Consider the following 14,839-nt stretch of genomic DNA (forward strand, 5'->3'; position numbering starts at 1 on the left):
GCCGCGCGACGCTGCGTGGCCATTTGTAGACGCTGTTTGCAACCGAATTTGACGAGCGCCTCAGCGACTTTCGGGCAGATGACATCGTCGACTTGATGCTTAAGACACTCGGCCCGGCCGTCTACAATCAGGCTGTCGCGGATGTCCGCGCTCACCTGCAGGGCAAACTTGAGGACCTAGACGGTGAAGTCTGGGTCGAGGATGCTGGCTGACATGATGCTCACGCGCTTGTGTGTCGTACGAGACTGAACCTTTCGGTATGGTCCCGCGTATGAACCGCATGACCCACACAATTTCCCGACGCTCGCTGCTCCTGTCCGGCGCCGCTTCACTGGGCCTTGCCGCCTGTTCCATCAATTCGACATCGGAAGCAGCAGACGCTGAAAACGCCGATAATGAGGAGCAATATGCTGATTCCGAATGGCGCCAGCTCACCGATGATGACTGGCGCGCGCGCCTGAGCGCGGCCGCCTACGGCGTTATGCGGGAAGAGGGTACCGAGCGTCCCTTTACATCGGACCTGAACAAGGAGGCCCGCACAGGTACCTATCATTGCGCCGGGTGTGACCTCGCCCTGTTTTCATCGGACACCAAATTCGATTCCGGCACAGGCTGGCCGAGCTTCTATGATGTTTTGCCGGGTGCCATGGGAACCAAACCCGATCGCAAGCTGATTTATGTGCGCACGGAATATCACTGCGCCCAATGCCTTGGCCATCAGGGGCATGTATTCGAGGATGGGCCGAATCCGACCGGCTTGCGGTATTGCAACAATGGCGTTGCGCTGACCTTCAAGCCGGCCTGATCGCGGATCACTCGATGATTTCCATGCCTTCGGGGATAACGAATGGCGTGGTGGCGACGCCGACATTTCCGGCTTCAACTACCTCACCGGGGCCACCTTCCCGGCGCTCATAAGCCTGAGCCAGCGAGAGATATGGCGGGACGTGAACCCAGCCTGCACCACCATCATTTTGCGTGATCTCGAAATGAAGGTGGAACGTTGTGGGCGTGCCGCCGAAATCATTCGAGACATACCCGATATGCTGTCCGGCCTCGACTGGGTCACCCGCCTTCACCTGCAGCTTGTCCATGTTCATGTGCATGTATTTGAAGATACGTCCGCCTGCGCGCAGGTTCACGCTGTAGGTGCCAACGTGCGAGATGACACCATCAGATACCGCGACAACCTTGTGGAGGGTGCGATCAGTGGCAGCAGTTCTGCGCAGCGTGTTGCATTCTTGGGGCGTGCCGACCCGAATATCCTGGCCTTGGTGGACCTTGGGTTGGGGGCAGTAGGGAGAGGTCCGATTGGCGCTGCGTACTTCGCAAAAATTGTCCCGCCATGGATAGGCGTAGTTACGGGAATCGCACTGGTCGCCCCCCGCTACACCACCGCCAAAGCTGAACACTTGAGACTGCAGATAGGTTGGTGCATCCGCGATAGGAAATACAAGGTCAGGTGCGTATGCAATCTGCTCCGGTGCACCTTGGCCTGAGCCAGGCAGAAGCGCTCCCGCTTCAAAATAGCTGAAGGTCGGTTCGACCGGCGCAACCGGGTCGGGCAGGCTGTCAGCGCCGTCACCATCATCACTGACATCTTCAACCGGAATGTCCGTGTCATCAAGCGTGTCGCCAGGTGTTTCGGTATCCGTGTCCATATTGGTGTCAGCATCCGTTTCAGGATCGGTATCCTGGTCCGGAGCGTTATCATCCTCTGGAGGTGTAACGGGATCGGTCTCTGGTGTATCGGCGTCGGGAACTTCGTCGGTGGGGGTATCAACGTCAGTCGGATCGGTGGCGGGGGTATCCGCATCTATCGGATCACGTCCGTCCTCAACATCATCCGTGCCAGGAAAATCAACCGAGTCTTCCGCATCATCCACGGGGGTGGCTGGTGTGTCCTCACCGTCTGCCCCATAGGGGTTGTCGACCGGCGCAGATGGCGGCGGAGGACCGGGTGCGCCGGGCGGCACAGCAGGTCCTGCATCCGGCGTTGTCGGACTTGGACCACCGTCTCCCGGAAATCTGACAAAGTCGCAGGCGGACAGCATCAGGGCTGCGCTCGCCAGCAGCAGCAATCGTGTTGGTTTCATCAACGCGTCCCCGCAATTACTAGCTTGTTGGTCACATCGAGAGCTTCTTGCTCCGTGATGCAGTCGGCTTCACCTCCCTTAATGGATTTGCATTCAAATTCCACGAGGTAGTCTGCGCCATAACGAGAGAACGAGACTTGTGCTCCACTCATCGTTGGCGTGTAGGTCAGGACGGGCGTATCGTCTTGGGCATTGGTGGTATCAACTCCAATGACTTCATTCGTGCCATTGACGACAATGTCATAGTCTATGCCGGGATAGGCAGCGAAATAGCCGTCCGACATGGGTTGAAAGCGGATGCCACTCTCCGCGCCCTGTGGCACGACGATACCCGTCGGAAGCAAGACCGGTACGGGCGGCGCGGTGCCGCCGGATTCCACCTGGAAACTCGTCTCGCGCTGCTCGCTGGGTGTGGCAGCAAGATCTGCTCGTGCAGCGTCCCAGTCGATTGTTGCAGTGCTGGCGACCATCACCGGACCGTCAGGTTGATCTGGAACGAGCGTAGCTTCTTCTGCAGGAGCAATTTCCGGCTCTTGGGTTTCAACCGGTGCTGGTTCGTCGCGGTCTCTCGCAATCAGGAAGTCGCATGCGGTAAGCGAGAGCGCGCACCCACCGACAATCAGGATGGTACGGATAGATGTCATTTGCGTTTGTCCTCTCCGGGATGAGCTACGAAGTCAGGGTCTGCATAAGCGACGCCATCAATTGACAATATCTGTTGGCGGATTTCTTCAATTCGCCCGCGTGTCGCCTCAACACCAGCAGGTAGTTGGTACACCAGATTGATTTCGCCGGAATAGCTGGCGCCCACGAGACGGAAATCTTTCAGGATGGGGATGTCGTCGACGAGATCGGCATATGCCGCATCGGCAGTCTCGCGATTGCGTTTGAAATTACGCGCAATCGTATCAACTTCAGACCGCCCCTTGAGGCGGACGATAAAGGTGACTTCCGCACCGCTCGAACTGGTCGAGCTGCCTTCGCTGACGGCAGCGGGCTTGACCTGTTCTACACCCACGGTGCCGATTGGCGGACGTGGGTCGGTCGCCGCTTGTGTCGCGGGGCTGTCCTGTTCAGGGCGTGAGTGGGAGCTATTGCGGTCATCACTCCCCACGATAACCAACCCCACCGCGCTGGCCAGCAGGGTGACCCCTGCAAGGCCAAGGGGCCCGCCGAGATGGACGGGGGAAGGGCGCCGTTTTGGCATCAGTCTCCGCCGCCGCCGGTCGGCCGTTCCGGCACCATGGCGAGGTCGAGTAAGCCTTGACCGCATGGACGTGTGCACATGTCGGGGCTGCCCTCAATGGGTGTGGTACCCGGGTAGAGTGCACATGAGCCAGAGCATTGCATCGCAGATCGCGGGCTGGATGCAGCGAGCAGGGTGGCTTTCAGCTCTTCCGGCGTGGCGTCAGGATCGCGTGCCTTGAGGAGGGCAAGTGCTGCTGAGACGTGCGGCGCTGCCATCGATGTGCCCTGTTCGAAAGCGTAGAAGCAGTCTTCGACGGCTTCACCCGTGACCGGGTCATAGCAATTCGTCGCGGCTTTGGTGGACAGGACCCCATCTGGACGACCGTCTCCATTGTCGTCCCGTGTCAGGTCTCCGCCAGGGGCGAGGAGGTCCACTTCCGGTCCGAAATTGGAATAGGGGGCTATATGTCCCCGGGCATCGCCGGCGGCGACCGTGATCACATTCGCGCAGCCACCCGGCGCATAATACTGCGTCGCAACGCGGGCATTGCCAGCTGCCGAGACGACCAGCACACCACGCTCGGTGACGGAATCGATCGCATCCTGCAGCGATGCAGGACAGTATTCGAACAGCCCGATGGAGAGGTTGATTACGTCAGCCGGATTGTCGTTCCAGATCTCGTTGCCTTCCGCATCCTCGGCCGGGATCAGGCCACCTGCCCAGCGGATGGCATCATTGATGTCGGAGAGACGCCCGCCACATTTGCCGAGCGCTCGTACAGGAACAATTTTGACATTCCACGCGCCGCCCGCGACACCTGAGGCATTGTTGGTCGCGGCTGCGCCAATCGTTCCCGCCACATGTGTGCCGTGGAATGTGTCTTCTGCAAATGGGACCGAAGGATCGCAGAGATCACCCGGATCGTTCGGGTCGCCGTCGCGGCCGTCGCCATCATTTCCCATGCGCGGATCGGAGACCATGTCCCAACCCGGTGCGATGTTGGGGGAATCCTTGATGTCGGGGTGTTCCAGTTGCAGGCCGGTGTCTACAACAGCCACGACAACATCTGCTGATCCTTCTGTGCCCTGACGGGTCCAGAATTCCTGGAAGCTTGAGCCCCCTACGGACTCGCCTTCGCCTGTACCATTGTTCTGGAAATGCCATTGAAGTTCCCAAAGCGGGTCATTCGGGGTGATGGTTGTGTCGGTGATGACGTCCGGGGTCACATCGGTTCCGGTGGCCGGTGTGTCGGGGCGTGGTTTACGAGCGAACTGGTTTTCGAAAATATAGTCTTTCTCGACATACTCGAACTGACCAGACGCTTTCAGGTCTTTCACGATACATTCTGTCGCGAGCACCGGGCTCGACTGAACGGTGACCATATCAGGATTGTCTGGGCATTCGAGTTTCGCATCGACGGCGAGGAAATTCTGCATCGTGTTGCGAGGGGATCCGGCTGGCGTGAACCGAGTGGGGCTGCCACCATCCTCGCCGATTTGTATGACCATCTGCCCCTCGCGAGACAGGGCCACTTCGCCGCCCATTCCATACTTCGACAATGTGTCCAGCATTACGGAATTGGCATCGCGTTGCGCTGTAATGGCGTCACGGCTGATAACAGAGCGACGCGCAAGCTTGCGCGCTGCGGCTTTTTCCTGAACCGGTGCAGATTCCAAAGAACGGGGATTTAGGGACCGGGTGCGCGCCGTTGGCGAAGGCTCTTTCGCGGCGGTCTGCTCCAGTTGCCTGGATGCCTTGTCAATTTCCTGCAGAGTTTTTTCACGTGCTTTTGGATCGAGCTTCACCTTGGGCATGACGCGCGCGGGCTGAACCGACAGGCTGCGTGACGGGGCAGGCGCAGAGGTAATCGGTGCAGGGGCATCGGACTCTGCAGCAGGGGCACTTTCAGCCTCGACCGGATCGTCGGAAAATTCGTCAAATGCTTCCGGGTTTTCCAGGAAGACTTCATCGTCTTCGACGACCGCCATGGCTTCAGCAGGCGGGATGTCCCGTGGTTTGGCAATGATCGATCCGACCGCAAACATCGGGCTCGCGCTTGCCGTTTCGAAATTCATGTCATTGCGCAGCGTACCGGCAATCGCTCGGTCCATGACGTCAGCTGCTTCCAGCGGTTTCGGAGCGTTCGGTTCAACAATGGTCCGACCGCTCAGTTGGTCCATAGTCGCCTCGGCGAGATCACGAGCGTGTTCGAGCCTTGTGTCTTGCTGGTCGCATGAGGACAGCACGAGCAGGCTGGCCAAAGCAGTTCCGAGCGCGAGGCGGCCCGGCGTCGATATCAGTTTCCGCAGCATGTGAGATATCCCCGTGTGTTTCCCAAGATACTCCCAGCTCCTTAGATTAACCCTTTAGCAAGATTATGACGAGGGTGGGGCATTGTCCAATGCAAACGCTTTTCAACCTGACACTTGTTGACGTGAAATCGGAAGCCCGGCTGCCCTTACGGCACCATTTTCTTGTTGCTGGACATTTCCAGAAGACCGGCCGATGACATGAGAATGAGCGAGGGACAGACGATTCCACCAGACGTGTCCAGACCGGACCGGCGCAACGCTTTCTTCCTGTTGTTCTTCTCATTGATGGCGATCGGGGCTGGCAATACGATGCTGATTGCCGCCGTATTGCCGCCCCTGACGCGAGAGATTGGTCTTCCGGACTGGATGGCCGGGGCTATCTTTGGATTGTCGGCGCTGTGCTGGTCGTTGATGTCGCCGTTTTGGGGGGGGCGGTCCAACCGCTGGGGAAGGCGGCCTGTCGCCGCCTTGGGACTGGCAGGATATGGCATCTCCATGCTCCTGCTGTTCCTGACCGGCTGGCTTACCATGACTGGCGTACTGACCGGCACGTTCATGATGTTTGCCTGCCTTGCCATGTCGCGTTCGATTTTTGGGCTACTGGGCTCTGGCACAAACCCGGCTGCGCAAGCCTATGTTGCCGACCGCACGAGTCAGGCCGAGCGGCAGTCCGAAATCGCGTTCATCACATCGGGTTTCAGCGTTGGCACGGTGATTGGCCCCGCTTTTGCCGCGGCGCTGGTGGCAACGCTTGGCCTGCTGAGCCCCTTGCTACTGACGGCGGTTATTGCCTTTACCATGTCGGCCTTGATCTGGTTCCGCCTCCCGGAAGAGCGCGAGCCGGTAACGGATGCGACCCAGTTTGAAGAAATTCCCGGTGCGCGGGGTCTTTGGCGATCCGGGCCGGTATTGCCTTTCCTTGTGTTTGCGGTGTGCCTCTCGCTGACAACCGGTGTTTTGACCCAGGTTTTTGTCTTTTCAGTGATGGATAAGCTGGGTGTTTCCGGGAAGGAAGCGGCGCAATTTACCGGGCCGGCCTTTACCGTTGGCGCACTTGCCGTGCTGCTGGCCCAGCTGGTGTTGATCCCTCGCCTCAAGCTCAAGAACAAGACGCTCATGTGGGGTGGCTGCCTGCCTTTGCTGGCTGGGGCGCTGCTGATGGTCTTCGCGAATGACTATGCAAATCTAATCCTGGCCCAGTTCTGCATTGGCCTCGGGCAGGGGCTCGCGCGGCCAGGATTTTCGAGCGGCGCATCGCTGGCCGTCTCACCTCAGCTTCAAGGCAATGTCGCAGGTCTCGTAATCTCGGCAAACGGAATGGGTTTCATCATCACGCCATTCTTCGGATTGTTCGTCTATGAGTATGTGAACCCGCATCTTCCGTTCATTTTCTGCGCGGGCCTGCTGAGTTTCATGATCCTGTATGCCCGGTTCGGGTTGAAGGATGGCGTCGGCGAACCGGATGAGGAAGCCGACGCAGTTTGATCAATTGGTGCCGGACGGACTGGATGCGACACCAACATTCGATTCGCCAGTGACCAATGTCAGGGCCTGCTTTGTCGGATAGCCATCCGCCACGAGGCCCTTGGATTTTTGGAATCCTTGCAACGCACCCTTGGTCTTGCGACCGGGAATGCCGTCAACGCCGCCTGCATCAAAGCCTTGGGCGTTGAGGGCGGCCTGAAGGATCTTGATCTCGCTAACGGTGAGAGGTGTCAGATGTGTTGGCCAAGATGCGATGGGCCCACTCTGGCCTCCCATCGCATCACCGGACAGACCCACGGCGAACGCGTAGGAGTCGGCATTGTTGTAGGTCTTGAACGCCTTGAAATTGTTGAACAGCAAGTATTTCGGTCCTTCCGCACCGGCTGGCAGCCAGAGTTCGGCATAATTGGCCCCGCCTGTTTCGAAGGTGCCGCCGCGTGCAGGTACTAGGCCTTCAGTTGCCCATGTTTCGATCCGGCGTTCGTTGCCATCTGCCAATCCGAAATCGAACCCGGTGCGGGCAAGCACTTCAATGCCCCAGGGCTGGTTCAGTGTGTAACCGGAATTTGCGAGATAATTGGCTGTTGAGGCGAGGGCATCGGCCTCACTCTCCCAGACATCCTTCTTGCCGTCGCCGTCAAAATCTTCGGCATAGGCGATGAAGGTCGATGGCATGAATTGGGTATGGCCCATTGCGCCAGCCCACCCGGCGATCAGGTCGTCGCGCTCTGCATCACCTTGTTCGAGAATCTTGATCAGGGACAACAATTCGCGTTCGGCGAGGCTTTTGCGCCGGCCTTCAACAGCCATATTGGACAGCACATTTGGCGCGTCGAAATTTCCCTTAACTGCGCCAAAGCTCGTCTCCATGCCCCAGATCGCGACAATGGCTTCGCGGTCGACGCCGTAAGCGGCTTCAAGAGAGTCGAAAAGTGCCGGGTTTTCAGCAAGGCGCGACGCACCTGTGCTTATGCGGCTATTGCTCATCGGCACTCGCAGATAGTCCCAGATCGGCTTGGCGAACTCGGCTTGATCTGCGATCCCGGTCTGAGCGGGTTGGAAAGACGATCCAAGCCAGAGCTCAAGCGGAGATATGCCGGTGAGAACGGATTTGACGACGTCGCGATCATGGCCAGCTGCGAGCGCTTTTTCTGAGAACGCTGCGCGCCAAATGTCCATTTCCGCATGGCCGGAGGAGGCGTAGGTGATCGCGCCTGTCTCGGGAGCGGGTACTGGCGCGGCGATCGGTGGCGGCGAGGCCTGGCCCGGACTATGGGCACAGGAGGCAACCAACGCGGTCATCGCCGCAGCAGCAATGATATGTGAGCGCCGCAGCGCAATCTGTGCCATTCTTCCAACTCCTGAAACCGCACGTTCATGACAGCGTGCAACCTTGACTCTTCTTACCGGATTCATTACCCGCTCCGCTTTCCAATTCCTTATGATCCACAGGCTAGGCCCATGAAAGTCCGCTCGTCTCTCAAATCGCTCAAGTCGCGCCACCGCGACTGTAAGATCGTGCGCCGCAAGGGCCGCGTTTACGTCATCAATAAAACTGACCCCCGCTTCAAAGCAAAGCAGGGCTGACGTGAACATGAACAGGCAATAAGGCGGCACTATGGCTGCTGAAATTGCCCTGTTCGACCTTGGGCATGTGGTCCTCGACTGGGATCCTGCACGACTTTACGCGAAGATCATCGATACGCCGCAGGAACGTCAAATGTTCCTGACGGATATCTGTAACATGGCGTGGCATACACGGCATGATGCTGGTGCAAGCTTTGCCGAGAATGCCGTTGATCTGATCCGGCAATATCCTCAATACGAAACTGAAATCCTCGCCTGGGGTCGGCGATGGATGGAAATGTTCGACGGCTATATGGACGGAACGGCCGACCTGATAGAGCGGCTGGAAGCGCGCCGGGTGCCGCTCTATGCGCTCACCAATATGCCTGCTGAGCCATGGGAAAAAATGCTCGAGACTTTCGAGACCTTGCGCAAATTCCGGGATGTGATCGTGTCAGGTCAGGTCGGGCTGATAAAGCCTGGTGCCGAAATTTATCATGTCGCGCTTGAGCGAATGGACCACCCGGCGCCCGAAACCGTACTGTTCATCGACAATAGCCTGCCGAACGTCAAAACGGCCGATGCGCTTGGTTTTCGGACGCATCACTTCAAGCATGCAGAAGGCCTGGAACAAGCACTTCGTCATGAAGGTCTGCTCTGACAGCAAGTAGTGGTTGCCCCGTCCGGCACACGGCATAATATCAACGTGATGATACGCGCGTTCCTTCTGGCAATCTTGTTTCTTGCAGGTGCGGCGCATGCCGAACCGACGGACGAAATGTTCGAAAAACTGCGCAATGCGCCCAGCGATAGTGAAGCGAATGACGTCGCCATGGATATCTGGGCATCCTGGATGGAGTCCGGCTCACCGACGATTGACGTTATCATGGAACGTGGTGTCGATGCCCAGACGGCTGGCGACTATGAGACGGCGCGGGCGTTCTATGACCGCGCTATCCTGATCCAGCCAGATTATGCCGAGGCATGGAACCGCCGGGCCTCCATCTTCCTGATGGACGAGAATTACCCCGAAGCGCTGCGAGACCTGAATGAGACGCTGAGGTTGGAGCCTCGTCATTTTGGCGCATGGTCCGGGTTGGGCATGATGTTCGAAAGCATGGGATCTCCCAAGCACGCGCTGGAAGCCTATCGCGAGGCCATCGAAATCTATCCGCGCATGCAGCAGGCATTGGCCGCAGAAAAGCGATTGTCCAAGTTTGCCGAAGGCCAGGGCCTTTGAGGGGCGTGCTTACGGCAACAGCCCTCGGCTTATGCGTTCTCGGTACTGGGGCTTGCGTAACCAGTGCAACCTACAAGAACAAGGTTGAAGCCGCCCACCCACCAATTGGTCGATCCGTTTCGGTGGGAACCGAAACCGTACATGTCATTCAGCGTGGAGAGGCGGGTCCTCCGGTCCTGATGATTCATGGCGCCAGTGCCAATGCTCGTGAGTTCACATGGACGCTCGCGCCCAGGCTGGAAGGTGCCTACCGTGTTCTGATGGCCGATCGGCCAGGGCACGGCTATTCCAGTCGCCCGGAGGGCGCGCACGATCTTGGCGTTCAGGCGATGCAAATGGCGGGCGTTTTGGATCAACTCGCGCCGGACGAAAAAGCCGTTTTGGTTGGCCACTCCTTTGGTGGAGCCGTGGCGCTGCGCGTGGCGCTCGACCGGCCTGATCTTGTAAAAGGGCTCGTCCTGCTCGCGCCGGTGACCCATGATTGGGGCGGAGGCGGTCAGGCATGGTACAATTCGTTCGCTGCTCCGCCTGTCGTTGGACCTGTGTTCAGCCAGCTCCTGCCATTGGTTGGCCCTGGCCAACTTGGCAAAGGGATTGACGGGGTCTTCGAGCCGGCACCTGTGCCGGACAATTACTCTGAAAATTCCGCCATCGGACTTCTGTTCCGTCCGCCAAACTTCCGGGCCAATGCGCGTGATGTGAAGGCTCTGGAAGATCAGCTGGCCGCGCAGTCTGGACGATATGGTGAACTGGAGGTGCCAATCACCGTCTTCTCAGGCAGTGGTGACACTGTGATTTCCCCGAAACTTCATGTGGGCGAACTGAAGAAACAGGTATCAGTGGATCTCGTGATCCTGCCGCATGAAGGACACATGCCACACCATGGTGAGGGCGCAGCTGTTGCTGACGCCATTCGCCGTCTGGCCAGCGAGTGAAACTCCCGCTAAGACGCGCGTTCTTTTCCGATCCCGAATCCCAAGGAGCCTCTCATGGACGACGAAGCCTCGATCACCCACCTTACTGAAGCGACCCGCGAGAAACTCCGTCAGACCGTCGCCAAGATCGAGCGTCTGGAAGAGGAGAAGAAAGAAGTTGCCGAGCAGATCAAGGAAATCTACGCCGAGGCCAAGGCCTTCGGTTTTGACACCAAGGCGCTGCGTCAGGTGATCAAGCTGCGCAAGGTCGACCGGGCCGAGCGTGAAGAACAGGAAATGGTGCTCGACACTTACCTGCTCGCACTCGGCGAAGCCTGACCCGGTTTGCCTCCGGCACAATAATCACCATATTCTTTGCCAATGGGCCGAGATGTCGACGAACGCAAGAAACGCGCAGCGCTCCGTAAACTACGGAAGGCGGCGGCATTGGCTGAGCAGGGGCTTGGTCCGCCCTTGTCTGACTGGGAAAAACAATTCCTTGAAGAGGTCGAGGAGCGCATCGAGACCTATGGGTCTGCATTTGCAGATCCTTTGAAAGGGAGCGACGGCGAAGCCCTTTCCAGCCTGCAGCAGATGAAGCTGAAGGAAATTGACAAGAAAGCTCGTGGAAAGGCCAAGACTGGCTTCGGCGCAAAGAAGAAGCCCGGTGGCTTCAACAAGCGGCCGACGCCGCGAGTGCGCCAGCTGGATGATGATCTGACGGAAGACCCGGCCCCTCGACATTCTGAGCCGCCCACCCGGAGCTTGCCAAAATTGGTCCGTGCGTCGGAGTTGACGCCTGTGGAGCCCACCTCTCCTGTCCCTGGATCTCCCGAAGATGAACCGCCGAAGAAACGTCCCGCCTTCCGGGTCATTGAAGGTGGAAAGCAGACCGAGTAAACCCGAACACGAGTTTGATGCGTATAGTTTCCATATTCCCCGAATTGGAAGGACGACCCGCATGAAGACCGTTGTAATCACAGGTGCATCGACCGGTATTGGCGAAGCGACCGCGCTCTACCTCGCAAAGCATGGGTGGCGCGTCTATGCCGGGGTCAGAAAGCAGTCCGATGCCGATGCGCTATCCGCGAGCTCCGAAGGGGATATTCGCCCGCTTATTCTGGATGTGACGAGGCAGGAGCATTTGGAGACCGCTGTGCGGACTGTGTCCGAAACCCTGAAGGGCGAGACGCTCACGGGTTTGGTCAACAATGCGGGTATCGCAAATATGGGGCCGCTCGCGATTCAACCGCTTGATGATTTCAAGGCCCATTTCGAGGTCAATGTTTTCGGCCTGTTGCGCGCGTCTCAAGCCTTCGCGCCACTGCTTGGGATGGACAAGACTCGCACCGGTGCTCCCGGTCGGATTGTCAACATTACCAGCGTGGGTGGTCGCATTTCGGCACCCTTCCTTGGGGCCTACACGGCCACTAAGCATGCCGTTGAAGCGATGACAGACACGTTGCGCCGGGAACTGGTGATCTTTGGCATTGATGCCATTGCCGTGGGGCCGGGATCAGTGAAAACGCCGATATGGGATAAGGCAGAGGAAGCCAATTCAGATGGCCCCTATTCTGGAAGTGCTTGGTCGGACGCGTTGAAGCAATTTGAGCAGGTGATGCTGAAGGGGGGGCGCGACGGCTTGCCGCCTGAACAAATTGCGAAAGTCATCGAAATTGCGTTGGAGGACGCCACTCCCAGGGCGCGCTATTCCCCTGTGCCGAACAAGCTGATGAATTGGTACATTCCGACGCTGCTGCCCAAGCGTGTTCTGGATGGGGTCTTCCGCAAGCGATTCGGCATGACGAAGCCCGGCAAGTAAATTTTCCTGCGGGCATTGACGAACCGCGGGGAAGGGGCGCGCATTCTCCTGAAAAACGAAAACGGGAGGAATACGCACATGGCCAATCTTGACGGCAAAGTCGCCATCATCACGGGAGGGGCGAGCGGCATCGGTCTTGCGGGAGTCGAGACGTTTGTTGCGGCTGGCGCGAAAGTTGTTGCTGGAGACATTCAGGACGAAAAGGGCATGGCGCTTCAGACGCGCTTTGGCGACGACAAGGTCCTGTTTGTCCATTGCGACGTGACGGACATGGCCGAACTGGAAGGTATCATGGGCAAGGCCGTCGACCATTTCGGACGGTTGGACATTCTCTGGAATAATGCGGGGCATGGTGGCACGCCGGATTCGGTGGAGGAACTGGATCTTGATGCCTATGACCAAACCATGTCTCTCCTTCTGAAACAGGTCTTTGCCGGAACCAAGTTTGCTGTTCCACACATGAAGGAAAATGGCGGCGCTATTATCAACACGTCTTCAATCAGCGCCGTATGCGCCGGATATGCGCCAATCACCTACTCTGTTGCCAAGAAGGGGGTGGCACATTTCTCCAAATTGGCGGCTGCAGAGCTCTCCAAGTATGGCATTCGCGTGAATGCGGTCCTGCCGGGCTTTATCGCGACCTCGATCTTCGGCGCGTCGCTCGGCTTGCCGCGCGAGCAGGCAGACCAGATGGCGGCCATGCTGGTCGAAGCAGGTGGCAGCATGCAGCCAGCTGGCCGGGTTGGCAAAGGTGAAGACATTGCCGAAATGGCAGCCTTCCTCGCCTCCGACGCAGCGAGCTTCATTACGGGCGGCGAATTCCTCGTGGATGGCGGCATGACGGTCGGTCCACGTCATTCTTGGGACGAGGCCGCCGGCGGTCCACTCCTGGATGCGCTTGGCATCACGCCGGAACAAGCCGAACAGATGCGGGAACAGATGAACAGCTAGGTCGTTGGTGAGGCGCTACGGGTCTTCCGTCAGCGCCTCAAGGCCTGGAATCAGCTCCACTTTTCTCAGTAGGGCGGGGAGTGTTTTTGCACGAGCGACCGGACGACCTCGCTCGTCGGCTATGACAAAGCCGGTTTTTGACTTAGTGAGCGGGAACCGGCGCCAATGTGCGCGAGTCCTGAATATCCAGACTTGGTCAGGTTCGCTCCCTGAAGCGGCCCAACCGGTCCACATGTGATCGGCTGGCAGTTCCCGCCAAAGGCGATCAATCTCGTCAATTTCGGAAGGCGTAAAGCAGCCCATGGATTCTCGCCCCGATCAGTCTCAGCAGACAGACCTAGAGGTCGGGCCCGCACCGCGCAACATTGAAGGCGCGCTCTGGATGCTGGCCTCAGGGGCCACTTTCACGGTGTTCCTCACGCTTTCCAAGGTCCAGTCTGCAACCTTTGATCCAGGTTTCCTCGCCTTCTGGCGCTCTGGCGTTGCGTTGATCGTCGTCATTCCGGTTATCCTGCAACAGGGCTGGAGTGTGATGAAAATTCACCAGCCGGGTCTTATCTTGCTGCGCAGCCTGTTCGGGACGCTTGGCTTTGCCCTCGGCTTCTATGCCGTATCGGACGCGGTTGGCCTGCCGCTCTCCGAATTCAATGCGATTAGTTTTTCCCGGGCCATGTTCGTCACCTTTCTCGCGGCCTTCATCCTGAAGGAACGGGTCGGTGTGCATCGTTGGGGCGCCACAATCGCCGGATGTGTCGGGGTCATGATCATGATGCAGCCCCAACTCGGTATTAGTCTGGGCATGGTCCTCGCCGTATCGGCGGCGTTCTGTCTGGCTGGGGCGATCACACTTGTGAAATCTTTGACGCGCCTGCACAGGCCGGTGACCCTGTTAATCTGGGCAAACCTTCTGTCGTCGATCCTGTTATTGCCGCTCGCCATCCTGACATGGCCGGACGTGGCGCCCTCTGTCATCGACTGGTCCTGGATCGGCCTGATGGGCGTATGCGGTGTGACCGGCCAGTACTTCTACATTCGCGGCATGAGCATTGGTGATGCATCTTTCCTGTCGCCGATCGACTATATGCGTCTGCCGATGGCAGCACTGGTCGATTGGGGTCTGTTCCACATGCTGCCGGGTTTCTGGACCTGGGTGGGCACTGCAATCATCATTGGAGCCACCCTGTACATTACAATCCGGGAACAGCGCCTGCGCCGGCTGGGCGCGTAAATGAACGGCGCCGCGGAACGTCGCGCCTGCCGCGAT

General features: G+C 58.4%; 17 protein-coding genes. 12 read left to right on the plus strand and 5 right to left on the minus strand.

Features of this window, described 5'->3' with window-relative positions; genetic code table 11:
- Positions 1-32: 32 nt before the first annotated feature.
- Positions 33-212, plus strand: coding sequence for a DUF2164 domain-containing protein (locus L53_RS17360; RefSeq protein ID WP_255342021.1), 180 nt, complete (start codon positions 33-35; stop codon positions 210-212).
- A 59-nt stretch (positions 213-271) separates the two neighbouring features.
- A complete protein-coding gene (gene msrB, locus L53_RS10360) occupies positions 272-805 on the plus strand; it encodes a peptide-methionine (R)-S-oxide reductase MsrB (protein WP_034815231.1) in 534 nt (177 codons plus the stop codon).
- 7 nt (positions 806-812) lie between these two features.
- On the opposite strand, the gene L53_RS16415 is transcribed toward msrB, so the two are convergent.
- The 4 genes from L53_RS16415 to L53_RS16420 are packed head-to-tail and all read right to left on the minus strand — an operon-like array spanning position 813 to position 5,597.
- Positions 813-2,096, minus strand: a complete 1,284-nt coding sequence (locus L53_RS16415) for a M23 family metallopeptidase (protein WP_051607810.1) — start codon at positions 2,094-2,096, stop codon at positions 813-815.
- On the minus strand, positions 2,096-2,740 hold the full coding sequence (locus L53_RS10370) for a hypothetical protein (RefSeq protein WP_051607814.1): 645 nt from the start codon (positions 2,738-2,740) through the stop codon (positions 2,096-2,098). Before L53_RS10370 ends, L53_RS16415 begins: the two co-directional genes overlap by 1 nt.
- On the minus strand, positions 2,737-3,303 hold the full coding sequence (locus tag L53_RS10375) for a hypothetical protein (RefSeq protein ID WP_034814885.1): 567 nt from the start codon (positions 3,301-3,303) through the stop codon (positions 2,737-2,739). The genes L53_RS10370 and L53_RS10375 overlap by 4 nt, the downstream gene beginning before the upstream one ends.
- Positions 3,303-5,597, minus strand: coding sequence for a S8 family peptidase (locus L53_RS16420; protein WP_051607816.1), 2,295 nt, complete (start codon positions 5,595-5,597; stop codon positions 3,303-3,305). Before L53_RS16420 ends, L53_RS10375 begins: the two co-directional genes overlap by 1 nt.
- 204 nt (positions 5,598-5,801) lie before the next feature.
- Here L53_RS16420 and L53_RS10385 point away from each other — a divergent pair, with 204 nt between their 5' ends.
- On the plus strand, positions 5,802-7,082 hold the full coding sequence (locus tag L53_RS10385) for an MFS transporter (protein ID WP_034814886.1): 1,281 nt from the start codon (positions 5,802-5,804) through the stop codon (positions 7,080-7,082).
- Here L53_RS10385 and L53_RS10390 read toward each other — a convergent pair whose 3' ends face one another.
- Entirely contained in the window at positions 7,083-8,432 is a 1,350-nt protein-coding gene (locus L53_RS10390) for a lytic murein transglycosylase (protein ID WP_233347743.1), read from the minus strand.
- Between the two features lie 111 nt (positions 8,433-8,543).
- Between L53_RS10390 and ykgO the strand changes: the two genes are divergently transcribed.
- From ykgO to L53_RS10440, 9 genes are all read left to right on the plus strand, one after another.
- The gene (ykgO, locus tag L53_RS10395) at positions 8,544-8,669 is read left to right on the plus strand and encodes a type B 50S ribosomal protein L36 (protein WP_011648318.1); all 126 of its coding nucleotides are present in this window, start codon (positions 8,544-8,546) and stop codon (positions 8,667-8,669) included.
- Positions 8,670-8,700: 31 nt separating this feature from the next.
- A complete protein-coding gene (locus L53_RS10400) occupies positions 8,701-9,309 on the plus strand; it encodes an HAD family phosphatase (protein ID WP_034814887.1) in 609 nt (202 codons plus the stop codon).
- A gap of 48 nt (positions 9,310-9,357) precedes the next feature.
- Positions 9,358-9,888, plus strand: a complete 531-nt coding sequence (locus tag L53_RS10405; protein WP_034815243.1) for a tetratricopeptide repeat protein — start codon at positions 9,358-9,360, stop codon at positions 9,886-9,888.
- A gap of 5 nt (positions 9,889-9,893) precedes the next feature.
- Positions 9,894-10,823: an alpha/beta fold hydrolase gene (locus L53_RS10410; RefSeq protein WP_084333324.1), complete on the plus strand. Its 930-nt coding sequence runs from the start codon at positions 9,894-9,896 to the stop codon at positions 10,821-10,823.
- Positions 10,824-10,877: 54 nt separating this feature from the next.
- Positions 10,878-11,141 (plus strand): DUF2312 domain-containing protein, encoded by a 264-nt coding sequence (locus L53_RS10415; RefSeq protein ID WP_034814889.1) that lies wholly within the window; start codon positions 10,878-10,880, stop codon positions 11,139-11,141.
- A 42-nt stretch (positions 11,142-11,183) separates the two neighbouring features.
- Entirely contained in the window at positions 11,184-11,702 is a 519-nt protein-coding gene (locus tag L53_RS17145) for a hypothetical protein (RefSeq protein ID WP_034814890.1), read from the plus strand.
- A 61-nt stretch (positions 11,703-11,763) separates the two neighbouring features.
- The gene (locus L53_RS10425; protein ID WP_034814891.1) at positions 11,764-12,624 is read left to right on the plus strand and encodes an SDR family oxidoreductase; all 861 of its coding nucleotides are present in this window, start codon (positions 11,764-11,766) and stop codon (positions 12,622-12,624) included.
- Positions 12,625-12,702: 78 nt separating this feature from the next.
- Entirely contained in the window at positions 12,703-13,575 is an 873-nt protein-coding gene (locus tag L53_RS10430) for an SDR family NAD(P)-dependent oxidoreductase (protein ID WP_034814892.1), read from the plus strand.
- A gap of 301 nt (positions 13,576-13,876) precedes the next feature.
- On the plus strand, positions 13,877-14,803 hold the full coding sequence (locus tag L53_RS10440) for a DMT family transporter (protein WP_034814895.1): 927 nt from the start codon (positions 13,877-13,879) through the stop codon (positions 14,801-14,803).
- The last annotated feature ends 36 nt before the right edge of the window (positions 14,804-14,839 follow it).

This window comes from Hyphomonas sp. L-53-1-40, from assembly GCF_000682775.1.
GTDB lineage: Bacteria > Pseudomonadota > Alphaproteobacteria > Caulobacterales > Hyphomonadaceae > Hyphomonas.